This window comes from Bacillus sp. BPN334 (genome assembly GCF_008368885.1).
GTDB lineage: Bacteria > Bacillota > Bacilli > Bacillales > Bacillaceae_G > Bacillus_A > Bacillus_A wiedmannii.
In genome coordinates this window covers 552,488-576,013 of record NZ_QOZW01000006.1, presented here as the reverse complement: position 1 = coordinate 576,013, position 23,526 = coordinate 552,488, and the positions used below count along the sequence as shown (strand labels likewise).

The following is a 23,526-nucleotide window of genomic DNA, read 5'->3' as shown; positions in this document are numbered from 1 at the left end:
CCCTCCTAATCTAATTTTTCGATAGCTTCAACAACTTGTTTCATTTCTTCATTCACATGCTCTTCTTCGCTGATTAGCTGTTTTAGCTTTGCAACAAGTCGCTGTCGCTCTTGAAACTTTTGAAGTAATACTAATTTATCTTCATATTCTTCAAGCATCGCTTCAGTCCGTTTAATGTTATCATACACGGCTTGGCGACTTACATCAAATTCTTCCGCAATTTCACCAAGAGATAAATCATCTAGATAATAAAGCGACATATAACTTCTTTGTTTTTGCGTTAACAACGATTGATAAAAATCAAATAAATAGTTCATTCTCGTTGTTTTCTCGAGCATGTTGGATCATCCTTTGTTAAGTGATTTCCCTTTACATCAATTAGTTTACATGGAGTACAAAAGAGTGTCAAGTTTTTTTCTTAACATCACATATTTTTATAGAAAAAGAAGCGGAAAATACCGCTTCTTTCACTTACACTTCTTCAGTTTCTACTAAGTTCGCAAATAAACCGTACACATATTGTTCTGGATCAAACTGCTGTAAGTCATCCATTTGCTCTCCTAATCCAACGAATTTCACCGGTACATCCATTTCGTTACGAATCGCTAATACAATACCACCTTTAGCAGTTCCATCTAACTTCGTTAAAACAATACCAGTAACATTCGTTGCTTCACGGAATGTTTTCGCTTGACTTAAACCGTTTTGTCCTGTTGTTGCATCAATAACAAGTAATACTTCGTGAGGAGCCCCCGGTACTTCACGCTCAATTACACGCTTCACTTTCTCTAACTCTTTCATTAAGTTTACTTTATTTTGTAAGCGTCCTGCTGTGTCACATAGTAATACGTCTACTTTACGTGCTTTCGCGGCTTGTACAGCGTCATACATAACCGCCGCTGGATCAGATCCTGACCCTTGTTTAATCACTTCTACACCAACGCGATCGCCCCATACTTCTAATTGTTCAATCGCTCCCGCGCGGAATGTATCTCCTGCCGCCAATAGGACAGACTTACCTTCTGATTTGAATTTATGTGCTAGTTTACCAATCGTCGTCGTTTTCCCTACGCCGTTAACACCGACAAATAAAACAACTGTTAATTGATCCTCTTGCATATTAATTTCATTACTAAACTCACTGTCGCCTTTGTAAATTCCTACTAACTTTTCTGAAATAACAGCTTGTACTTCTTTTGGATCTTGGATGTTACGACGTTGCACTTCTTCTTTCAATTGATCAATTAATTCCATTACCGTCGAAACTCCGACATCTGCACCAATTAAAATTTCTTCTAATTCCTCAAAGAAATCTTCATCTACTTTACGATAACGATAAACTAAATCATTTACTTTATCTGCAAACGAATTTCTCGTTTTTTCTAATCCATGTTTAAATTTCTCTGTTACCGTATCTGTTTGTTTTGAAATTTTTTCTTTTAATTTTTTAAAAAAACTCATACTGTCCCATCCTTCCTAATTACTTGCAACTAGTTCTTCTCCATCATCTAAACGAACCGAAACAAGTTTAGATACCCCTGACTCTTGCATTGTTACACCGTACAATACGTCAGACTCTTCCATTGTACCTTTTCTATGTGTAATGACAATAAACTGTGTCTCATCACTAAATCTCTTTAAATACTGCGCAAAACGGGCAACATTCGCCTCATCAAGAGCCGCCTCTACCTCATCTAGTACACAGAATGGGACTGGGCGCACTTTTAAAATACCGAATAACAGCGCAATTGCTGTTAAAGCACGCTCCCCACCAGAAAGTAAACCTAAGTTTTGCAGTTTCTTCCCTGGCGGTTGCGCTACAATATCAATACCAGTATTTAATAAGTCCTCTGGATTCGTCATGACTAAATCCGCTCTACCGCCTCCAAATAATTCAGAGAATACCGATTGAAACTCCATTCGAATTCCTTCAAACGTAGTAGAAAAACGTTTTTTCATTTCTTCATCCATCTCAGTAATAAGTTGGTGCAATGTCGCTTTCGCTTCTTCTAGGTCATCTTTTTGCTCTAGTAAGAATGTATGACGCTCTGCTACACGCTCATACTCTTCAATTGCACCTAAGTTCACTGTGCCTAGCTCTTCGATGGATAATTTAATTAGTTTCACCTTTTTACGTGCATCCTCTGCAGGCATCATCATTGTATACTTCAGTTTTGCTGCTTCAAATGAAATCGTATATGTTTCACGTAAATGTTGTAATCTATTTTCTAACTCTACATCAAGTCGGTTTATTTTTACTTCTTGATTTTTCAGCATCTCAAGAATGTACTTATGTTTACCTGTTGTTTCTTTCAGATTACGCTCTAAATGTTCTACTCTCTCTTGTAACGATACGCGTTGTTCACGACGAGAGCGAATTAACTCTGAAGTTTGATTACGATCATATGCTTTCTTCTCAATCATATTCGTAATTTGCTCTTCACCACTTGAATTCGATGTCATTTCTTGTTTTAAGAATGCTAAATCCTCTTTCGTTTTGACAAGCGTTGCATCCGTTTCTTCTTTTTCCTTCGTCAATCGTTCAACTTTTTCTTTTTGATTAGATAAGCGTTGTTGCTTTTCAGCCGCCAACACTTTTAACTCAGTCATTTCTTTTTGCACTTTTTCTTTCGAAGAATGCTGCTCACTTTTTTGTTTTGTTAAAGCGACAATTTTGCTATCTAATCCCGTAATCTCTGCTTGAAGAGTCGCTAAAATCTGTTCTAGCTCTTCTTTACGCCCTTGTATCTTCACTTGATCTTGTAAGAATCCTTCAATCTCTAAATCGTAAATAGATAAACGATCATTAATACGATGTTCTTCTAATTCTAAGCGATTAATTTCTTCTCTTAATTTCTGTTCATCTACACGCTCTGCTTCTACACTTTGCCTTAGTTCCCGTATTTGCACTTCTCTTTCTTGAATCTCTTGCTTTACTGCTTTAACAAAGTTTTCTAACTTCGTTGTTTTTTCTTCCATATCAGTTAACTTGCCCGTCCACTCTTCTAGTTCACGTTGACGTCCTAATAAAGAAGATTTCGCCTGTTTTACCGCTCCACCGGTCATAGAACCGCCAGGGTTCACTACGTCACCTTCGATTGTTACAATACGATAACGGTATTGCAGTTGTTTCGCTAACTCATTTGCCCCGCGTAAATCTTTCGCAACAATAACAGTACCTAATAAATTCGAAACTACATTTTCATACTTATTGTTATACTGCACAAGTTCTGCCGCCACACCTACAAACGATGGGTGTTGATTTACAATACGTAATTGTTCAAATGATAACGATCTACTTTTAATAACAGCTTGCGGTAAAAACGTTGCTCGTCCATGTTTATTTTGTTTTAAAAACGTAATTGCATTACGAGCATGTTCTTCTTTTTGTACAACAATATGCTGCATCGCTGCACCTAGAGCAATTTCCATTGCAATTTCATATTCTTTCGGTACCGTTAGCAATTCTGCAACAGCACCCTCGATACCTTGCAACCTATCTTCTCTAGCTTTTAATACTTCACGTACCCCTTGATAGAAACCAGAGTAATCCTCTTGCATCTCTTCTAGCATTTCTTTTCGAGAACGTGCCTGTTGTACAAATTGATACGCTTGATACAGTTTTGTTTCATTTTCACTATACTGCGTCTTGCATTTCCCAAGTGCTGCTTCTGTCTTTTGTATATTCGAAAGGATACCAGCTACTTTTTCTTTCACTTGTTCATAACTTTCCACAAGTTTCGTCTTTTTCGCTGTAATTTCCATGCGTATTTCTACATATTTCGCATTTTCTTCATCGAGGCGTTCATTTTTTGAGTTTTGTTGTTTAGATTGTTCTTCAATCATAGATAACTCATTACGATGACTAGCTTGTTGATTTAAAAGTTCAATATAGTCACCTTTTAAATTCTCAATTTGTTCCTCTAAATTGTCAGCAAAAGTTGCCAGCAGTAGCTCATTATCATGCAATTTTGTCTCCAACTCTTTTACTTGATTTACAAATTGCATCAACACTTCAGTACTGGATTCAATTTCACCATCATAACTTGTAGCTTTCTCTGTTAATTCAACAATTAACTGTTCGAGTTGTGCACAATGCGTCGTTGCATTTTGTTTTCTCTCTTTTAATAACTCACGCTGTCCGTCTAACTTTTCTAGCTCTTTACTAGAAAGAAGAAGTACTTCTTGTAAGGAATCTACAGACTCGTCTACTGCTTGTAATTGTCCTCGTAATTCCTCAAGCTCTTCTTCACCTTTTTGTAAATGCGTTGACATTTTAGCTTCTTCGTTTTTATTATGCCCAAACTGATTTCGAAGCGCTTCCCATTTCTCATGCAATTCTTCAATTTCATGTACAATAAGCGCCGCTTCTACTTTCTCTAATTCTTCTTTTTTCTCAAGATAATCTTTCGCAATAGAAGCTTGTCTTTCTAAAGGTTCTACTTGACTACTTAATTCGTGAATGATATCTTGTACACGATTTAAGTTTTCTTGTGTGTCTGCTAATTTTACTTCAGCTTTCTTTTTACGAAGTTTGTATTTCAGTACTCCCGCAGCTTCTTCAAATACACCACGACGTTCTTCTGATTTACTACTTAATATCTCTTCAACTTTCCCCTGGCTAATAATCGAAAAAGCTTCTCTTCCCATACCAGAGTCCATAAATAAATCGATAATATCTTTCAATCTACATGATTGTTTATTAATATAAAAATCACTATCACCAGAACGAGATACACGACGCGTTACACACACCTCATTATATTCAATCGGTAAACGTTGATCTTCATTATTTAAAGTTATTGTTACTTCAGCAACATTAACTGCTCTTCTCGTATCACTGCCTGCAAAAATAATATCCTCCATCTTTGCACCACGTAATGATTTTGCAGATTGTTCACCAAGTACCCAGCGAATCGCATCAGTAATATTACTTTTCCCACTTCCATTAGGTCCTACTACAGAAGTTACACCTGGGACAAAATCAACAGATACACGCTCAGCAAAAGACTTAAACCCTGCTATTTCTAATCTTTTTAAAAACACGAAAGGCCTTCCTCCTATTCTCCGTTGTTATAACTGTTGTCTATACAAAAACAAGCTATTATACGGATTTCCCTTCCCTTTATTCACAAACAAAAAGAAAGTTTCATTCTATGCATAAGGAATCCCCCTCATTCAAAGGGGGATTCCTTATAGTTGTTCTTTTAATTTTTTCAATGCCTCTGCAGCAGCTTGTTGCTCTGCTTCTTTTTTCGACTTGCCACTACCAAGACCTAAAGCCACGTTATTTAACGTAACACGTGACACAAATTCTCGATTGTGGGCCGGTCCTTTTTCCTGCAAAATTTGATACTCAATATTGCCACTACCATCACGCTGAATCAACTCTTGTAATTGACTCTTATAATCCATCACATGAGAAAAAGCACCTTCATTAATTTTAGGGTATACAATTTCTTTTAAGAATCCCCATACTGTTTCTAACCCTTGATCAAGATAAAGGGCACCAATAAACGCTTCAAAGACATCCGCTAATAAAGCTGGTCGTTCACGTCCACCTGTCATTTCTTCACCTTTTCCTAATAAAACAAGGCTACCAAATGACAACTCGTTTGCAAAACGAACAAGAGATGGTTCACATACAATAGCTGCACGTAGTTTTGTTAACTCTCCTTCGCTCATTGTCGGATATTTTTGAAACAGATACTGCGACACAGTAAGTTCCAATACTGCATCTCCAAGGAATTCGAGACGCTCATTGTCTTCATGCGGTTTTTTTCGATGCTCATTCACATACGATGAATGCGTAAATGCTTGAATCAATAATTTTTCATCTGAAAACGTAATACCTATCTCTTCTTGAAATACTTTAAACGCTTCACGATATTTTGTTTCGTATTTTTTTTCTCTATGTTTTCGGTACGGCATAAGTCCCTCCAGATATAAGCCGAGAAGCCCCGCTAAAAAACGGGACTTCACTTAAGCATTATAGATGACTCTCTATGTAAGTCACAGCATCGCCAACAGTAGCAATCTTTTCAGCATCTTCATCAGAAATTTCCATTTCGAATTCATCTTCCAATTGCATTACAAGTTCTACTACATCTAGGGAGTCTGCGCCTAAATCTTCTTTAAAGCTCGCAGCTGGTACTACTTCAGTTTCTTCTACACCTAAACGATCAACGATGATTTTTGTTACACGCTCTAAAACATCTGCCATTCCATTCACCTCCCCTCAAATATTATATTAAATATTGGACAAAAAAACTAGTTGAAATCGATTCTTTTATTACATTACCATTCCGCCATCAACATTTAACGTTTGCCCTGTAATATATTTGCTTTGATCAGAAGCAAAAAACGTTACAGTATTTGCGATATCTTCCGCTTCACCAAACTGAGCTGCAGGAATTAACTTTAACATTTCGGCTTTTATATTTTCATCTAATACATCCGTCATATCAGTCGCAATAAACCCAGGAGCAATTGCATTTACAGTAATATTACGGCTCGCTAACTCTTTTGCTGATGTTTTTGTTAATCCAATTACACCCGCTTTAGCAGCAACATAGTTTGCTTGTCCTGGATTACCTGTCACTCCAACAACAGAAGCGATATTAATAATACGTCCATGACGCTGGCGCATCATGTATCGAGATACTGCCTTCGTACATAAGAATACACCTTTTAGGTTTGTATTAATAACTGTATCCCATTCTTCTTCTTTCATACGCATTAATAAATTATCTTTTGTTACACCTGCATTATTTACAAGAATATCAACTTGTCCAAATGTATCTACAGTTTGTTTCACCATATTTGTAACATCTTCAGCATTTGCAACATCTGCCCTTACTGCAATTGCATCCGAACCTAATTTCTTTATTTCATCAACTACTTCATTTGCCTTTTGCTCATTACCAGCATAATTTACTACAACATTTGCCCCTTGTTTCGCTAAATCAATCGCAATCGCACGACCAATTCCACGTGAAGCGCCAGTTACTAATGCCACTTTCCCTTTTAACATCAGTTTTCTCCTCTCAAATTTGAAATGGTATCTTTTAATGTCTCTTCATCATATATCGCATATGCTTTTACTGATGGATCAATTGACTTCATAAGTCCAGCAAGTACTTTCCCAGGTCCAATCTCAATAAATGTATCTACCCCTTGACTCACCATGTTTTCAATGGACGGGTACCATAAGACAGGCGAATAGAGCTGTTCAATTAGCTTTTCTTGAATATGTGCACCACTTGTAATAACGTCTGCTGTTACATTTGCGATAACAGGAATATTCGTATCTTGAATTGTAATTTCATTTAAGACACTTTGGAACTTCTCCGCTGCTGGCTTCATAAGCGAAGAGTGGAACGGTCCACTTACCTTAAGCGGAATTGCTCTCTTTGCACCATTTTCTTTCGCTCTTTGAGAAGCAATCTCGACTCCTTGCTTTGTTCCAGAAATCACAATTTGCTTCGTACTATTCATATTAGCGATTTGCACTGCATATCCTTCACTTGTTACTTCTTCTGTAACTTGTTTCAGCATATGTGGATCAGCACCTAAAATAGCCGCCATTGCACCTTCTCCGCCAGGAACAGCTTCTTCCATATATTCCCCACGTTTCCTTACAGCATATACAGCGTCTTCAAAAGTTATTGCACCCGCTGCTACAAGAGCGCTATATTCACCTAAACTATGTCCTGCAACAAAGTCTGGTGTAATATCATACTCTTTCAAAGCTGTCAAAATAGCAAAACTCGTTGTTAATAAGGCAGGCTGTGCATTTGTCGTTAACGTAAGCTTTTCTTGCGGCCCTTCAAAAATCACTTCTGAAAGTGAATCTTGCAACACCTCATCTGCTTTTGCAAACACATTTGCAACCTCTTTATTATTCTCCGCTAACTGTTTACCCATTCCAACTGCCTGTGAACCTTGGCCCGGAAAAAGAAATGCTAGTTTTCCCATTTCAAATCCTCCTCTTATTGGAGTGGCTCTTTCTCCATTACGCTTGAAATAGTAGGAATAACTTCTTTCGCTACCATTTCTCTCGTTTGACGAATCGCACTAAATATTGATTGGTCATTAGAAGAACCGTGAGCCTTAATGACAGGAGCTTTCAATCCAAATAATGCCGCTCCTCCATACTCCGAATAATCCATTTTATCTTTTAATACCATAAGTTTTGGCTTTAATACCGCTGCTGCTAATTTGCTCGTAAATGAACTCATTAACTGCTCTTTTAACATAGAAAATAACGCAAGTGCTGTTCCTTCTAATGATTTCAGCGCTACATTCCCTGTAAAACCATCACACACAACAACATCTGCTACACCTTGCAATAAATCTCTTGATTCAACGTTCCCAACGAAATGAATTGGGGCATCCTTAAGCATTGCAAAGACTTGTTTTGAAAGTTCGTTCCCTTTGCCATCCTCTGTTCCAACATTCAAAAGTCCAACGCGAGGATTTTTAATTCCTCTTACTTTCTCAGCGTATACAGATCCCATTACTGCATATTGATATAAATGAATTGGTTTTGCATCAACGTTCGCTCCAACATCTAACATAACAAAACCTTCTCCATCAACAGTTGGCATTGTAGGGGATAAAGCTGGTCGCTCAATTCCTTCCATACGACCTACAACAAACAATCCAGCCGCCATTAAAGCTCCTGTACTACCAGCTGATATACAAGCATCGGCTACGCCGTCTTTCACTTGCTGCGCTGCTAGTACCATTGAAGCTTGTTTTTTTCGACGAACCGCTCTTACTGGTTCATCTGTCGATTCGATTTTTTCATCTGTATGAAGTATAGTAATTCGCTCTTCACTCGTTAAGTATTGACGAATTTCCTCTTCTTTCCCTACTAACATAATATGTAAATCAGAATATTCTTTAATAGCTTTCATTGCTCCTAATACGACAGCCTTTGGAGCATGATCGCCGCCCATTGCATCTATTGCGATTTTCATAAGTTGTTACCTTCCTCACTATAATTACTAGATCGATACATTTCAAAAGTGCCTGTAAAAACAAGTTCTTCTCCAACAAAGCTACGCACTTTGACAACGGTCCGTCCTTTATCATTCTCTACATCTTCAACGCGCACTTTTGCAACAACACGCTCTCCTAATTTTACAGGACGAATGTATCGAATGGTAGACTTTGCAGTTAAAGCTAATTCTTCATCAATAACTGCAACAGCTAGTGAGTTTGCTTGTGCAAACAAATGATGCCCACGGGCAATCTGATTTCTTTTAAATACGTGTTCTACCTTCACTTCAAAGATAGAAATCGCATGTCTATCTAATTCTATATCGATAATTTCTCCGACAACCTCTTCTAACGGTAAAGATTTTACATCTTCTTCATGTTGCTTTGTAGCTACATGTTTAATTCTTTCTCTTAATTCAGGAATAGATAATTCCATACGGTCAAGACGTACGGTTTGTATACTCACTTGAAATTTTTCTGCTAAATCTTCATCCGTAATAAAAGGATTCGTTTCTATTGTTTGTTGTAATAATTCTTGTCTTTCTTTTTTACTTCTTCTTTTTTTCATACCGCACCATCCATTTTTATGACTAGGTACTAACAGTAGTATATAATCATTAAAAGTAGAATGCAACAAAAACTTTCGTTGCCTCCCTTTAATCGAGCTTCTCTCCTTGGAACACACCTGTCCCGTCAAGATAAGTACGCAGCGAAGCATACTGATCATTATGCCAAAACGCTTCTGACTCTACTAGTAACGCCGCATCTTGTCTAGCTGTTTCTAACGCTCGATAATCATGTACCATATCAGCAACCTTGAATTCTGGTAAACCACTTTGCTTACTTCCAAAGAAATCTCCAGGACCTCTTAACTCTAAATCTTTTTCTGACAATACAAATCCATCATTCGTTTCGGTCATAATACGCATTCGCTCTTTTCCCGTTTCCGATTTTGGATCCGCGATTAATAAACAATATGATTGTTCACTACCACGCCCAACACGTCCCCTGAGCTGATGGAGCTGCGATAAACCGAAACGCTCTGCATCATAAATAACCATTACAGTCGCATTCGGTACGTTCACACCTACTTCAACAACTGTTGTCGACACAAGAATTTGCACTTTATTTTCACTAAATCGTCCCATTATCTCTTCTTTTTCTTGAGATGAGAGTCTGCCATGCATTAATCCGACTTGACATTTCCCATGATAATGATGAGTCAGCATACTATGTAAGTCAATCGCATTTTGCACATCAAGTTTCTCAGATTCTTCAATAAGGGGACAAATAACATATGCTTGTCTTCCTTTTTTTATCTCCTTCTCCACAAAACCGAGAACTCGATCTAACATATCATGTTTTGCCCAGTATGTTTCAATTACCTTTCTACCAGCTGGCATCTCATCGATTATAGAAACATCCATCTCTCCAAATGCAGTAATTGCTAACGTACGCGGAATTGGCGTCGCCGTCATAAATAAAACATCCGGACTTTCACCTTTCTCCCTTAAAACTCGTCGCTGCGCTACACCAAATCGATGTTGTTCATCAGTAATAACAAGACCTAACCTATGAAAGATAACTTCATCTTGAATTAAAGCATGTGTTCCAACAAGGATATCTATTTCTCCTTGTTCTAATTTTGCCAAAATCTCTCGACGCCTTACACCTTTAACAGAACTGGTTAACAATTCAACATTCATACCAAAGTGCGAGAACGTCTCTGCGAGCGATTGATAATGTTGCTCTGCTAAAATTTCTGTAGGAACCATTAAAGCACCTTGATAATGTGCTAACTTCGCTGCATAAAGGCCAATTGCTGCAACGACTGTTTTCCCAGAACCTACATCACCTTGCAACAGACGATTCATCCGATAAGGAGATGTCATATCTTTCATAATTTCATCTACTACCCGACGCTGTGCACCAGTTAATGGAAACGGAAGTGCATCGATAAACTCTTGCAATTCTGCTGAAGGAATTTCTTTTTTCGTCCCTTTCGAATTTTCCCTCTCCATTTTCCGTAATGTTTGCATTTTCAGCTGAAATAAGAAAAACTCCTCATATACAAAACGGCGACGTGCTTGTTTTAAATCTTCCTGTCCTGCTGGAAAATGCAACGCCCGAATCGCTTCATAACGCGGCAATAATTTATATCGACTTAGCAATCCATCAGGTAACACTTCAACTATAGATTCTCCATACTCCTTGAACGCTTGGGCGATAAAACGGCGCATCTGTTTTACTGTAAGTTTCCCTTTCACTGAGTATACAGGCTCTACTTCTTGTTGACGTACAACTGGTCCAAAATGAAGCTCTGATACCGCAATCGTTTGACGGTGCTGATCCCATTTACCAGTAATCGTTACTGTTTCATTTAAATTTAACTTCTGCTTATAGTACGGCCTATTAAAGCATACAGCTGTAATTAAATAACGACCGACGAGGACACGAACCGTAAGACGCGACTTCTTCTTCCCATAATATTGCAGTAAAGGAGCACTATGAACCTTTCCCTCAACTGTTACACGTTCATCATGCTTTACTTCAGCAAGATCTTTCATCGCATAATCTTCATAACGGTACGGAAAATGTTCTAATAGATGAGAAACTGTATAAATTCCCATCTCGTGTAGTAATTCAGATGTTTCTCCTCCGATTCCCTTTACATCCGTAACAGGAACTTGTACAACTTCATTCAAGATTCTCACGCTCCGTCACATTATTTTCTTTGATTCATTCATACTATTGACATCTGTAATCGCTCTCTTTCACCCTATATATTCTATCATAGGCATTCTTAGAGAAACTACTCAAATCCCTCATAAGCAATACGAAAGAAAAGAGCCTCACTATTAGCAGCAAGGCTCTTTTTTATCTTCAATATGCTAGCCTTTTGAATAAGAACTAGTAATGAACTTCATATTACTACTTCTTATCCATTAGCAAGTAAGTAATCCATTTATTTTCAAAACGAATTTTTTCTTATTCTACAGAGAAGATAAACGAATACACCGGTTGGTTTCCAGCATGTACTTCTACTTCTGCATCTTCAAAATTCTCTTCTACAAATGCAACTAACTCAGCTACTTCTTCGTCAGTTGCATCTTCACCTTGTAGAATCGTTACAATTTCAGAATCTTCATCAATAAGTGCTTCTAGTAATTGCTTTGCAGCTCCTACTTTTGCAGCATTTGTTGATACGATTTTCCCATCTGCAATACACATGAAATCATCTTTTTGAATTGCTACACCATCAATTTCCGTATCACGTACAGCATACGTAATTTGACCGGTTTTCACATGAGATAAAGCTTCTTTCATGTTTTCTTCGTTCTCTTCTAACGTTCCAACTGGATTAAATGCTAACATTGCAGCCATACCTTGAGGAACTGTTTTTGAACGAATTACAATCACTTCTTGATCCACAACTGACGCTGCTTGTTCTGCTGCCATCACGATATTTCCGTTGTTCGGTAAAATAATGATTTTTTCAGCATTCGCTTCTTCAATCGCCTTCACAATATCCTCCGTACTTGGATTCATCGTTTGGCCACCTTCGATAACTTTCGTCGCGCCAATGCTCTCAAATAAAGTTTTGATACCAGATCCCATAGCAACAGTTACGATACCGTACTGTTGTTTCTCTTTAGACTGGCTAGTTGGCTCAGGCATCATAGTAGGCTCATCTAATAAAGCCGTATGCTGTTCACGCATATTTTCTACTTTAATCTTAATTAAACTACCATAGCGTTGTCCATAATTCATAGGATCTCCAGGATGTTCCGCATGAATATGAACCTTAACAACCTCATCATCTGATACAACAAGTAGTGAATCTCCGTACACACTAATATCTTCACGGAACTTTTGTTCAGAGAAATTATGTTCTTTCATTTTTTCAGGCTCTAATTTCACCATGAATTCCGTACAATATCCATACTTAATATCTTCTGTACTCAATTGGCTTTGTACACTACGGTGATGTTCTGCGCGTACCATGTCATTCATAGATGGTTGGGCAGACACATTAGAAGAAATCGTTTCTCCTTTTAAGTCAGCTAAAAATCCTTCGTATACAACAACAAGACCTTTACCACCGCTATCTACAACGCCAACTTGTTTTAATACAGGTAATAAATCTGGCGTACGATTTAACGATGCATTCGCTTCTTTCACAACGTCTTCCATAAACAAAACAAAGTCGCGCTGTTTTTTCGCAACTGTCACTGCATATTTACCCGTTTCTCTTGCAACCGTTAAAATCGTTCCTTCAATCGGTTTCATAACCGCTTTGTAAGCCGCTTCTACCCCAGCATCTAAAGCTGCAGCAAAATCAACTGTTGTTAATTCTTCTTTTTGTTCAATGGATTTAGAGAAACCACGGAATAACTGAGATAAAATAACTCCAGAGTTACCACGAGCTCCCATTAATAATCCTTTGGCTAAACTTACGCCGACTTTACCAGCATGCTGTGAAGGATTTGCTTTCACTTCACGTGCGCCTGAAGTCATTGATAAGTTCATGTTTGTACCGGTATCGCCATCTGGAACTGGAAATACGTTTAATGCATCAACAAGCTGAACATTATTTGTTAAATTATTCGCTCCTTGCATGATCATTTGTGATAAACGTTTCCCATCAATTTTTTGAATTGACACAGATTTTCCTCCTTAATGCACATTACAAGTTTATTACTTTAACTCCTTGTACGTAGATGTTTACAGAATCTACTGCTAGTCCTACAGTTTGATCTAATGTATATTTCACTTTCGTCTGCACGTTATGTGCTACTTCTGAAATTTTCGTACCATAGCTCACAATAATATACATATCAATATGTACTTCATCTTCATCTTTACGAACAATAACACCTCTAGTGAAGTTTTCTTTTCGTAAAATGTCTGTTAAACCATCTTTTAACTGATTTTTTGATGCCATACCTACGATACCGTAGCAATCTACTGCGGCACCTCCAGCAATTGTTGCAATTACATCTGTACTAATATCAATTTGACCATACTTCGTTTTAATTTCAATTGACATCTCGTTTCCCCCTTCATAAATGGTGAAAGTGAGCTAGACTACTTTAGTTACTATCATATAATCTTTTTAAAGAAAATTCCATCGTTCTTTCTTTTCACTCTCATATTTTATGTTTTAAATCACATTTTTTATGATGAGCAAAATAGTCCATTGTTATTATACAACATGTACCACTATAATATGTCAAGCAATTTTTCTTGATTTCAACTTTTCATCATCGACATATGGTGTCAAGTAATTTTTCTTGATTTCTTTTTTCTACGGTGTTGCATTCTCTTTTTAGTTGTGTTAAATTATAGTAGTGTTTTTAGCATCGCAAAAAAGACTAACATTGAAAAATTACGTATGGTAAGGTATCAAGGGAGGGAAATATAAATGGCTCGTGTTTGTGCTATCACTGGAAGAAAAGCTCGTTCTGGTAACTCTCGTTCTCACGCAATGAACGCTACAAAACGTAAATGGGGCGCTAACCTTCAAAAAGTTCGCGTACGCATCGACGGAAAAGTTCAACGTGTTTACGTTTCTGCTAGAGCATTAAAATCTGGCAAAATCGAACGTGTTTAATAATAAAAAAAAGAGCCGCTAGGCTCTTTTTTTACTATGACAATGGAAAAAGCACCGGTAATAGGTGCTTTTTTTAATCTTTTTTGAAGGTATTTAGCATGGCACGAACAATTCCACCAAGAAATTTAGGTAACTTAATTGTATAAAATCTCATGGTTTCCCTCCTAATCCCCATTACTCCACTTGTTCACTATATGATGTAAGGAGCAAAATTGTTTCTTTAATCAGTGCTTCTTATCACCATTAATATGCCAGAAGTAAATGAAAAAGTACCTTTTTCCTCAACGAGTTCATTACTAATACAAAGTGTTGATCCCCATTCTATTGTTTTATTAGTTAGAGGATACTTAAAACCAAGTAATGTAATCCCTTCTACTATTTCAGTAACCGGTACAAAAGATACATAAGGGAAATTTTTATTGTCTTCAATTATATGTGTACCCACTTTTTTCACGCTTATTTCATTTTTATTATCTACAATACACATTTCTACCCCTACTTCTAACCCTCTTAAAAGCATCTGTATATTTGCTAAACCGTGATCCAGCCTTCCACCAGTGGCACCAAAAATACGAATCAATGTGGGATTTTGTTCTAACGCCCAGTTAATCGCAATTTCTAAATCTGTTTGATCTTTTTCACGAGGAACAATATGTAAGTCATTTGTTTGCTGGCCCATCCATACTAATTCCTCTTCAGTAACTGAATCGTAATCTCCAAACGCAACAGTTGGAGTAATTCCTCCCTTTAATAGACGATATACTCCTCTATCAACTGCTGCCCATACTACTTTCTCATTTTCATATCGAGAAAAATCTGCACAATATTCCGCAGGTCCACCCGCTAAAATATGAATAATCATGTTTCCTTCCCCTTCTATTGTAAAAAGGCAATCTGCCATTCGGTAGATTGCCTTTTTACATGTTTTTTCTCTATCCTTTATAAATAGTGAACACTTACTACACTAGAAGTTTCACTGGGATAAAGACTCGTTCATTCATTATCCACGAATGACACGAATTGCTTCACCGCGGTCTTTTTGATTGTATACTGCTGATCCAGCTACAAGTACATTTGCTCCTGCTTCAACACAAAGTCGTGCTGTTTCAGCGTTTACACCACCATCAACTTCAATTTCTACTTCTAGATTGCGCTCTTTAACCATTTCTGCCACTTGTTTAATTTTCGGTAATACAGAATGGATAAATTTCTGTCCACCAAATCCAGGGTTTACTGTCATAAGTAATACCATATCGATATCTTCTAATACATGCTCAATCGTCGAAACTGGCGTATGCGGATTTAATACAACTCCCGCTTTAATGCCATGAGATTTAATTAGCTGAATTGTACGATGCAAATGAGGGCACGCCTCTACATGAACAGTAATAATATCCGCTCCCGCTTTTGCGAAAGTCGGGATATAGTTATCAGGATTTTCAATCATTAAATGTACATCTAATGGTAAAGATGTAATTGGGCGGATAGCTTCTACAATTAATGGTCCAATCGTAATATTTGGTACGAAATGTCCATCCATTACATCGACGTGAATGTAATCCGCTCCGCCTTTTTCTACATCTTTAATCTCTTCCCCTAATTTTGAAAAATCTGCTGATAAGATCGATGGTGCAATTTTAATCATAACTAATACCTCGGCTTTCTCTCTCTAATTTCTTCTACGAATTGTTTGTAATTTTTATAACGATATTCTGTAATCTTCCCTTCTTCAACCGCTGTCTTCACAGCACATTTCGGTTCAGCAAGATGTGTACACCCTCTAAATTTACAGTATTGGCTCGCTTCTTTCAACTCTGGAAAACAATATGTAAGATCTTCTACCTCTATATCTATGAAATCAAGTGAACTAAAACCAGGTGTATCTGCAACTAGTCCGCTTCCAACCGCAATTAATTCCACGTGTCTTGTCGTATGTTTCCCGCGTCCTAAATGCGAGGAAATATCATTCGTTTTCAGTTCTAACTCTGGACGTAAAACGTTAAGCATAGAAGATTTTCCAACACCAGATTGCCCTGCAACAACAGAAATGCAACCTTCTAAGAATGGTTTTAAAATATCAATACTTTCCGATGTGTTTATAGAAGTAAATAACACATCATATCCCATCTCACGATAGTCATTTGCATAAGATTCAACAGTCTCTCTCATTTTTTCATCCACTAAATCCATCTTACTAATGCAAATAATCGGCTTAATGTTATGATATTCAATCAGCACTAAAAATCGATCTAATAGTCCCGGGTTAAAATCTGGTTCTACTGCAGAGAAAACGAGAATTGCTTGATCAACATTAGCAATAGGAGGCCTAACAAGTTCATTTTTTCGATCAAATACTTCAAGTACATATCCTTCAGTTGGATTATCTGCTTGAAAAACAACTTGGTCTCCTACCAGTGGTGTAATTTTATTTTTTCTGAACACACCACGCCCGCGACATTGTGTAATCCCTTCTTCATGCTGCACATAATAAAATCCACTTAGAGCTTTTACAATTTTTCCTTCTGGCATATAATTCTCCTTTATTTTGTATAAAGTGAAGCTGTCATTAATATTGAATGGTTTAAAATTCTTTAAATACTTATTTCAAAACCCGTCATATATACAAGTTAATATATTTAATCTACCATCAAATTTAAAATATTATTTATAACAGTATCACTTTTATAGCTTTTTGAATCATATATTTTTGCCTGTTATACAGTCCACTATATGTAGACAGCATAACAGGCAAGAGTAATACATTCCATCCCCTCTAGAAAGAAAATGGAAGTCATTATTATTGAGTTGGGTATGGTACTTCTTTGTCGATAATCGTTACACCATCTCGTACAATTTTATAGTGTCCTTTTGTACCTTCTTGAATTACAAATTCTAAAGAAATAGTTGCCGACTCTGAAATTGTTCTAGTTTCAATTGGTCTATCCATTTTTTGTTGCATATCTTCTTTATAAATTTCTATTGTTTGCGGTTTTTTCTCACCAATTATAGAAGACTCATACGGAATAGAAATATTATCCACTTTCACTGTTTTCGTTACTTTCGGCTTAGGCCCCTCTGAAATGATAATCGTCACTTTATCTCCTTCTTTTAACGGCGTTCCTGGTTTTGGAGATTGCGAAATTACAAGTCCTTTATCAACAGTATCGGAATACTCTCGTTTTATATCTGGAGTTAGTTTTCTCTCATTCAAATAACCATTTACGCTATTTTCAGTCCATCCTGAAAAATCACCTGGTCTAATTTGATAAGGACCTTTACTTACCCAAATTTTTAGTTCTTGTTCCGCCTCTACTACCATTTGATCAGGCGTCGGAATTTGCTCTACGATTTCACCTTTTGGCCTATCATTTTCAATAAAATTTATTGTAACTTGCTTATATTTTTCTTCTAATTCATTCCTTATACTCTCAAAATCTTTTCCTGTGAGATCACTCATCTTACTTTTCTTTTTTCCACCTGATTGATAGATAGTAATTTTAGAGTTTTCTTTCACGACTCTTCCTGCTACGGGGTCTGTTTTTATCACATCACCGGTTTCAACATCATCTGTATATACAATATTAGGTTCCGTAATCTCAAAACCCTTTTCAACTAATGTATTTACTGCTGTCGTATATTTCATACCAGCCACATCAGGGACTTTTACATCTTTTGGAATAAAGAATCCTGGAACAACAGTAAGCGCTAACGTTATTCCAATCGCTAAAAGTAAAAATGTTGTAATTAAAATTTTGAGCCATTTATTACTTCGTTTTTTCTTCTTATTTAAATCCGTTTCTTCTTTTCTTGTCTGCTCATCCACTTTACTTCCTTTTAAAACAATTGTTTCATCAGTTACATTTTGGAATAATTGTTCTTGTTGAATAATTGGAATCGCTTTTGTCGCTTCCATATCTTCCGGTATGTAAAATGGCTGCTCATTTACCCTCTCTGGATATAACGCAGTTTCAATATCTCGTTTCATCGCATTGGCAGATTGATATCGGTGAAACGGATCTTTCGCAGTTGCCTTTAATATAATATTTTCGACACTTTGCGGAATATTTTCATTCCATCTTTTTGGAGACGGAATTTCACTTTGTAAATGTTTTAAAGCTATAGCAACAGCAGATTCGCCAGAAAACGGTTGTCTTCCTGTTAACAACTCAAACATAACGATTCCTAGGGAATAAATATCTGATTGTTTATTTGCTATCCCGCCGCGTGCTTGTTCTGGTGATAAGTAATGCACCGAACCGAGTACCGAATTTGTATGTGTAATTGTTGTTGCACTTGTAGCTGTCGCAATTCCAAAATCTGTTACTTTTATTACTCCATCAGCTCGAATTAAAATATTGTGCGGTTTAATATCACGGTGCACAATTTCAAAATGATGGGCGTGTGCCATGGCGGATGTTAACTGCTCCATAATATCAAGAGCTTCTCCTATAGGTAACATCCCTCGCTCAATTATGTATTGCTTCAATGTTTGTCCTGGTACATACTCCATTACAAGATAATATATACCATCTTCTTCTCCGACATCATACATATTCACAATATTTGGATGCGACAACGTTGTAACAGACTGCGCTTCTCGATGGAAACGTTTAATAAACTCTTCGTTATTTGAATAGTCGAGTCTTAATATTTTTACCGCTACATCTCGGCCAAGTATATCATCATGAGCTAAATACACATTGGCCATTCCACCACCACCAATCATTTTCAGCAGCTTATAACGGTCATTTAAGCGTTTTCCAATCAGCACGTTGCACTTCACCTACTTTCGTTTGTCGAACCCGCATAATCAATAAGAACAAGGGTGATATTATCTTCCCCGCCACGATCATTCGCCAATTGAATGAGACGTTGTCCCTTAGTTTCAAGCTGTTCATTTAACTGTAAAATTTGTTGCATATCAGCAATAGAAACTTTGTTAGATAACCCATCAGAGCAAAGAAGTAACTGATCATCTTCCTCAAGCACCAATGTTTTAACATCTAATCCGACTTTTTCTTCTGTTCCTAATGCCCTTAACAAAACATTCTTTTTCGGGTGATATTCTGCGTCTTCTTTTGAAATTTCACCATGTCTCACAAGTTCATTTACAAGTGAGTGATCTTCCGTTACAAGCGAGATTTCTCCCTCTGATACCATATAACAACGACTATCTCCTATATGACCTATTGTCACAAAGTTTGGCGTACAAATCGCTATTATAAGTGTTGTTCCCATACCATTACATTCTACATGTTGCTTAGAGTACTCATATATACGCTCATTAATAATCCCAACACTCGTATGTAACCACTCTTCTACTTTTTTTGGTTCATTCATATTATGCGTTTGCTTCCAATAATCATGGAATAATTGAATGGTCATCGAGCTAGCTACATCACCAGCTCGATGACCTCCCATTCCATCTGCTACTACCGCTAAAATATTTCCATCTAAATTGTGAAAAACTCCTGCACTATCTTCATTATGTTGACGAACTTTTCCTTTATCTGATAGAAACACGGCTTTCATCTCGTCACCTCGTCTCTTCTTTACGCTCCTTCGCACGTAACTGACCGCAGGCTGCATCAATATCATGACCTTGTTCACGGCGAATTGTTACATTCACTCCACGATCTTTTAACGTTTTTTCAAATAAGAAAATTTGTTCACGTGGCGTACGTACATAATCACGTTCAGGTACGTAGTTTACCGGAATTAAGTTTACATGACATTTTACACCTTTTAAAAGCGCAGCAAGTTCTTCAGCTTGCTCAACTTGGTCATTTTCTCCTCCAAATAAGCCATATTCAAACGTAATACGACGCCCTGTTCTATTTACATAGTATTTAACAGCTTCCATTAAGTCTGGTAGCTTATAAGCACGGTTAATCGGCATTAATTTTGAACGTAACTCTGTATTTGCAGAATGCAATGAAATCGCAAAATTAATTTGCATATCTTCTTCAGCGAACTTATAAATTTTTGGAACAATTCCACTTGTTGAAACTGTCATATGTCTTGCACCAATATGAATTCCTTTTTCATGGTTTACAATGCGTAAGAATGACATTAAGTTGTCGTAATTATCAAACGGCTCTCCAATTCCCATAACAACAAGCGAACTTACACGTTCTTCTGTTTCATCAAGTGCACGTTGCACTTCTACTACTTGCGCTACAATCTCTCCAGCCTCTAAGTTTCGTTTTAACCCACCAAGTGTAGATGCACAGAACGTACAACCGATACGGCATCCAACCTGTGTTGTTACACAAATAGAATTTCCATATTCGTGTCGCATTAACACTGTTTCAATAGAATAACCATCATATAATTGGAATAAGAATTTAATTGTTCCATCAGAAGATGTTTGTTTTACCAATGTATTTAAAGTAGTAATATCAAAGGAATTCGACAATTTATCGCGTAATCCTTTAGAAAGATTCGACATGTCGTCATAATTTTTTACACGTTTTTTATATAGCCAATCAAAGATTTGTCCTGCACGGAATTTAGGTTCTCCTTGTTCCTTTAACCAATCTTGCATTTCATGAAGTTGTAAAGAATAAATTGATGGTTTCTTCGTTTCTAGATTTTTCTTTTGTTTTCTCACAGTCGTTTCCACGATGCTACACCTTCTTCCTTAAACAAGCAATATAAAAGCCATCTGTTGCAAAATAATGCGGTAAAATTCGCACTTGACCTTCATCAATATGCGGATTTAACTTTTCTGGCATGCGATCTTTTATCGTAGTATCCCATTCAAATTCAGGATGCTCTTGTAAAAATTGCTTTATTACTTGTTCATTTTCTATTTTTTCTATTGTGCACGTACTATAAACAAGGCGACCACCTTGTTTTAATAACGGTGCTATTTTTTCTAGTATTGCAAGTTGAATCGTCGATAATCTTTCACTATCGCCTTTATTTTTACCTAACTTAATATCAGGTTTACGTCTAATCACACCAAATCCAGAACATGGTGCATCTACTAATATTTTATCAAATGTTTCATTCGCAAAGTGTTCTTGCACTTTTCTAGCATCTAGTGCTTTTGTTTCGACATTTTCTAGACCAAGTCTCTCTGCTTGTTGTTTAATTAAACGTACTTTGTGTGCATGTAAATCAAGAGACATAACTTGACCTGTTCCTTTTAATCGCTCTGCAATGTGCGTTGTCTTTCCGCCCGGAGCAGCACAACTATCAAGAACTACATCTCCCTCATTCGGTTCTAAAGCGCGTGCTACAAGCATAGAACTTTCATCTTGAATAGAAAGAAAACCTTTTTTGAACGCATCTGTATGCGCTACATTCCCTCTTTCAATTTGAATTGCATCCTCTGATAAATCGCCGCGCTTCGCTTCTATACCTTCACCAGCCAACAACTCAATTGCTTCTTCTACTGTTATTTTATCAACATTTACACGCGCTGTTGGTACCGGAGGTAACATGTTCACTTCACACATTTTCTCTGCTGTCTCTAAACCATATTCAGAAGCCCAGTCTTGCACAAGCCACATTGGATGACTTGTTGCAATTGCCAAACGTTCTATTGGATCCTTGATTTCATCTACAGAAGGTACCCCTTCTCTCTGAATCGAACGTAATACCCCGTTTACCATACCAGCAATCCCTTTATGCCCGCGACGCTTTGCAATTTCAACTGCTTCATGAATAGCCGCTCTTTCTGGCACTCGGTCTAAATAAATCATTTGATATAAAGATAAGCGAAGTAATACTCTTACCCACGCCTCAACCTTCTTTTTTAAAAAAGGCTGTAAATAATAATCTAATGTGTCACGACGTTGAATCGTTCCATATACAATTTCAGTTAACAAACCAATATCTTTTCTATCAATTGCATTTTTTTCAATTAGATTATTTAAAAGTAAGTTACTGTATGCACCACTTTTTTCTACTTGAATTAAGCCATCAAGAGCTAACTCACGAACATTTTGTCTCATGCATTTTCTCCTAACTTCGTTCCAATTTCAGGTTTTGTGCCACGTAAAAATTGCGAACAACTCATACGTTTTTTACCAGAAGGTTGCAATTCAGTGATTTTAACACCTGTCTCATTCCCTGTTGCAACAACAAATCCATCTTCTTCAAGAGCTACTATTGTACCTGGTTCAGCTTTCTCTGTAATAGAGACCTTTTCTCCCCACCATACTTTAATAACTTGTCCTGCCAAAGTCGTATAAGCGACTGGCCATGGATTCAATCCGCGAATGTGATTGTATACTTCTTCACCTGTTTTTGTCCAATCAATTTTCTCTTGCTCACGTTTTATATTATATGCAAACGTTACTTCTTCTTCGTTTTGTTTAATTGGTTCTAACTTACCTTGAATTAATAAAGGTACTGTTTTAGATAGAAGGTGTGCCCCTGCTTCACTTAACTTATCGAATAAAGAGCCTGTCGTTTCACGCTCTTCAATCTCGACTTCTACTTGCGTTAAGATATCACCAGCATCCAATTTCTCTACCATATACATAATTGTAATACCCGTTTTTTCTTTACCTTCCATAATTGCATAATGGATTGGTGCACCACCACGAAGTTCAGGTAGTAAAGACGCATGGACGTTAATACATCCATACTTCGGTGCTTCTAAAATTTCATTTGGTACAATCTGACCGAAAGCAGCTGTTACAATTAAATCTGGCTCTAATGCCAAGACTTGTTCATATTCGTCTTTTTCACGAATTCTTAACGGTTGTAACACCGGAATACCATGTTTTTCTGCTTCAACTTTAACAGGTGTAGGTGTTAATACTTTTTTTCTACCTACCGGACGATCGGGCTGCGTCACAACACCTATTACATCATAGCCATCTTCGATAAGACGACGAAGCACCGGCACTGAAAAGTCCGGTGTTCCCATAAATACTACTTTTATCATT

22 protein-coding genes are annotated in these 23,526 nt (G+C 37.1%); 1 reads left to right on the top strand and 21 read right to left on the bottom strand.

What is annotated here, in order from left to right:
* Positions 1–5: 5 nt before the first annotated feature.
* From DN393_RS10075 to DN393_RS10020, 12 genes are all read right to left on the bottom strand, one after another.
* Positions 6–338 carry a putative DNA-binding protein gene (locus DN393_RS10075; RefSeq protein ID WP_000891061.1) on the bottom strand — a complete coding sequence of 111 codons (333 nt, stop codon included), beginning with the start codon at positions 336–338 and terminating at the stop codon, positions 6–8.
* Between the two features lie 133 nt (positions 339–471).
* Entirely contained in the window at positions 472–1,461 is a 990-nt protein-coding gene (gene ftsY, locus DN393_RS10070; protein WP_000007644.1) for a signal recognition particle-docking protein FtsY, read from the bottom strand.
* Positions 1,462–1,476: 15 nt separating this feature from the next.
* Positions 1,477–5,046 carry a chromosome segregation protein SMC gene (smc, locus tag DN393_RS10065; RefSeq protein WP_064475004.1) on the bottom strand — a complete coding sequence of 1,190 codons (3,570 nt, stop codon included), beginning with the start codon at positions 5,044–5,046 and terminating at the stop codon, positions 1,477–1,479.
* 147 nt (positions 5,047–5,193) lie between these two features.
* On the bottom strand, positions 5,194–5,931 hold the full coding sequence (rncS, locus tag DN393_RS10060; RefSeq protein WP_001146867.1) for a ribonuclease III: 738 nt from the start codon (positions 5,929–5,931) through the stop codon (positions 5,194–5,196).
* A 58-nt stretch (positions 5,932–5,989) separates the two neighbouring features.
* Positions 5,990–6,223, bottom strand: coding sequence for an acyl carrier protein (gene acpP / locus DN393_RS10055; RefSeq protein ID WP_000786062.1), 234 nt, complete (start codon positions 6,221–6,223; stop codon positions 5,990–5,992).
* 69 nt (positions 6,224–6,292) lie between these two features.
* Positions 6,293–7,033 (bottom strand): 3-oxoacyl-[acyl-carrier-protein] reductase, encoded by a 741-nt coding sequence (gene fabG / locus DN393_RS10050; RefSeq protein WP_064475003.1) that lies wholly within the window; start codon positions 7,031–7,033, stop codon positions 6,293–6,295.
* Positions 7,033–7,977, bottom strand: coding sequence for an ACP S-malonyltransferase (gene fabD / locus DN393_RS10045; RefSeq protein ID WP_064475002.1), 945 nt, complete (start codon positions 7,975–7,977; stop codon positions 7,033–7,035). The genes fabG and fabD overlap by 1 nt, the downstream gene beginning before the upstream one ends.
* Before the next feature lie 14 nt (positions 7,978–7,991).
* Entirely contained in the window at positions 7,992–8,984 is a 993-nt protein-coding gene (plsX, locus tag DN393_RS10040) for a phosphate acyltransferase PlsX (RefSeq protein WP_149173479.1), read from the bottom strand.
* Complete coding sequence (gene fapR, locus DN393_RS10035) at positions 8,981–9,574, bottom strand: transcription factor FapR (RefSeq protein ID WP_000747354.1); 594 nt, start codon at positions 9,572–9,574, stop codon at positions 8,981–8,983. The genes plsX and fapR overlap by 4 nt, the downstream gene beginning before the upstream one ends.
* Positions 9,575–9,662: 88 nt before the next feature.
* Positions 9,663–11,711, bottom strand: coding sequence for an ATP-dependent DNA helicase RecG (gene recG, locus DN393_RS10030; protein WP_064475000.1), 2,049 nt, complete (start codon positions 11,709–11,711; stop codon positions 9,663–9,665).
* Positions 11,712–11,994: 283 nt separating this feature from the next.
* A complete protein-coding gene (locus tag DN393_RS10025; RefSeq protein WP_088047265.1) occupies positions 11,995–13,671 on the bottom strand; it encodes a DAK2 domain-containing protein in 1,677 nt (558 codons plus the stop codon).
* 22 nt (positions 13,672–13,693) lie between these two features.
* Positions 13,694–14,056 (bottom strand): Asp23/Gls24 family envelope stress response protein, encoded by a 363-nt coding sequence (locus DN393_RS10020; protein WP_000021109.1) that lies wholly within the window; start codon positions 14,054–14,056, stop codon positions 13,694–13,696.
* A 375-nt stretch (positions 14,057–14,431) separates the two neighbouring features.
* Between DN393_RS10020 and rpmB the strand changes: the two genes are divergently transcribed.
* Entirely contained in the window at positions 14,432–14,620 is a 189-nt protein-coding gene (gene rpmB, locus DN393_RS10015; RefSeq protein WP_000124776.1) for a 50S ribosomal protein L28, read from the top strand.
* A gap of 73 nt (positions 14,621–14,693) precedes the next feature.
* On the opposite strand, the gene spoVM is transcribed toward rpmB, so the two are convergent.
* From spoVM to fmt, 9 genes are all read right to left on the bottom strand, one after another.
* Complete coding sequence (gene spoVM, locus DN393_RS10010) at positions 14,694–14,774, bottom strand: stage V sporulation protein SpoVM (protein ID WP_001213599.1); 81 nt, start codon at positions 14,772–14,774, stop codon at positions 14,694–14,696.
* A gap of 66 nt (positions 14,775–14,840) precedes the next feature.
* The gene (locus DN393_RS10005; protein WP_064474998.1) at positions 14,841–15,521 is read right to left on the bottom strand and encodes a thiamine diphosphokinase; all 681 of its coding nucleotides are present in this window, start codon (positions 15,519–15,521) and stop codon (positions 14,841–14,843) included.
* A gap of 99 nt (positions 15,522–15,620) precedes the next feature.
* A complete protein-coding gene (gene rpe, locus DN393_RS10000) occupies positions 15,621–16,265 on the bottom strand; it encodes a ribulose-phosphate 3-epimerase (protein ID WP_061678216.1) in 645 nt (214 codons plus the stop codon).
* A gap of 2 nt (positions 16,266–16,267) precedes the next feature.
* Positions 16,268–17,149, bottom strand: coding sequence for a ribosome small subunit-dependent GTPase A (gene rsgA / locus DN393_RS09995; RefSeq protein ID WP_064474997.1), 882 nt, complete (start codon positions 17,147–17,149; stop codon positions 16,268–16,270).
* A 268-nt stretch (positions 17,150–17,417) separates the two neighbouring features.
* Positions 17,418–19,391, bottom strand: coding sequence for a serine/threonine protein kinase PrkC (gene prkC, locus DN393_RS09990; RefSeq protein WP_064474996.1), 1,974 nt, complete (start codon positions 19,389–19,391; stop codon positions 17,418–17,420).
* A gap of 8 nt (positions 19,392–19,399) precedes the next feature.
* Complete coding sequence (locus DN393_RS09985; RefSeq protein ID WP_000648694.1) at positions 19,400–20,152, bottom strand: Stp1/IreP family PP2C-type Ser/Thr phosphatase; 753 nt, start codon at positions 20,150–20,152, stop codon at positions 19,400–19,402.
* Between the two features lie 4 nt (positions 20,153–20,156).
* Positions 20,157–21,245: a dual-specificity RNA methyltransferase RlmN gene (gene rlmN / locus DN393_RS09980; RefSeq protein WP_000450539.1), complete on the bottom strand. Its 1,089-nt coding sequence runs from the start codon at positions 21,243–21,245 to the stop codon at positions 20,157–20,159.
* A 4-nt stretch (positions 21,246–21,249) separates the two neighbouring features.
* A complete protein-coding gene (gene rsmB, locus DN393_RS09975) occupies positions 21,250–22,584 on the bottom strand; it encodes a 16S rRNA (cytosine(967)-C(5))-methyltransferase RsmB (protein WP_064474995.1) in 1,335 nt (444 codons plus the stop codon).
* Positions 22,581–23,525: a methionyl-tRNA formyltransferase gene (fmt, locus tag DN393_RS09970; RefSeq protein ID WP_000598793.1), complete on the bottom strand. Its 945-nt coding sequence runs from the start codon at positions 23,523–23,525 to the stop codon at positions 22,581–22,583. The genes rsmB and fmt overlap by 4 nt, the downstream gene beginning before the upstream one ends.
* Position 23,526 lies beyond the last annotated feature (1 nt).

Excerpts from the sequence above, each read along its gene's own strand:
- DN393_RS10075 (WP_000891061.1), bottom strand. The coding sequence starts at position 338 with ATGCTCGAGAAAACAACGAGAATGAACTATTTATTTGATTTTTATCAA.
- ftsY (WP_000007644.1), bottom strand. The coding sequence starts at position 1,461 with ATGAGTTTTTTTAAAAAATTAAAAGAAAAAATTTCAAAACAAACAGAT.
- rncS (WP_001146867.1), bottom strand. The coding sequence starts at position 5,931 with ATGCCGTACCGAAAACATAGAGAAAAAAAATACGAAACAAAATATCGT.
- acpP (WP_000786062.1), bottom strand. The coding sequence starts at position 6,223 with ATGGCAGATGTTTTAGAGCGTGTAACAAAAATCATCGTTGATCGTTTA.
- fabG (WP_064475003.1), bottom strand. The coding sequence starts at position 7,033 with ATGTTAAAAGGGAAAGTGGCATTAGTAACTGGCGCTTCACGTGGAATT.
- fabD (WP_064475002.1), bottom strand. The coding sequence starts at position 7,977 with ATGGGAAAACTAGCATTTCTTTTTCCGGGCCAAGGTTCACAGGCAGTT.
- plsX (WP_149173479.1), bottom strand. The coding sequence starts at position 8,984 with ATGAAAATCGCAATAGATGCAATGGGCGGCGATCATGCTCCAAAGGCT.
- fapR (WP_000747354.1), bottom strand. The coding sequence starts at position 9,574 with ATGAAAAAAAGAAGAAGTAAAAAAGAAAGACAAGAATTATTACAACAA.
- DN393_RS10020 (WP_000021109.1), bottom strand. The coding sequence starts at position 14,056 with ATGTCAATTGAAATTAAAACGAAGTATGGTCAAATTGATATTAGTACA.
- rpmB (WP_000124776.1), top strand. The coding sequence starts at position 14,432 with ATGGCTCGTGTTTGTGCTATCACTGGAAGAAAAGCTCGTTCTGGTAAC.
- spoVM (WP_001213599.1), bottom strand. The coding sequence starts at position 14,774 with ATGAGATTTTATACAATTAAGTTACCTAAATTTCTTGGTGGAATTGTT.
- DN393_RS10005 (WP_064474998.1), bottom strand. The coding sequence starts at position 15,521 with ATGGCAGATTGCCTTTTTACAATAGAAGGGGAAGGAAACATGATTATT.
- rpe (WP_061678216.1), bottom strand. The coding sequence starts at position 16,265 with ATGATTAAAATTGCACCATCGATCTTATCAGCAGATTTTTCAAAATTA.
- rsgA (WP_064474997.1), bottom strand. The coding sequence starts at position 17,149 with ATGCCAGAAGGAAAAATTGTAAAAGCTCTAAGTGGATTTTATTATGTG.
- DN393_RS09985 (WP_000648694.1), bottom strand. The coding sequence starts at position 20,152 with ATGAAAGCCGTGTTTCTATCAGATAAAGGAAAAGTTCGTCAACATAAT.
- rsmB (WP_064474995.1), bottom strand. The coding sequence starts at position 22,584 with ATGAGACAAAATGTTCGTGAGTTAGCTCTTGATGGCTTAATTCAAGTA.
- fmt (WP_000598793.1), bottom strand. The coding sequence starts at position 23,525 with ATGATAAAAGTAGTATTTATGGGAACACCGGACTTTTCAGTGCCGGTG.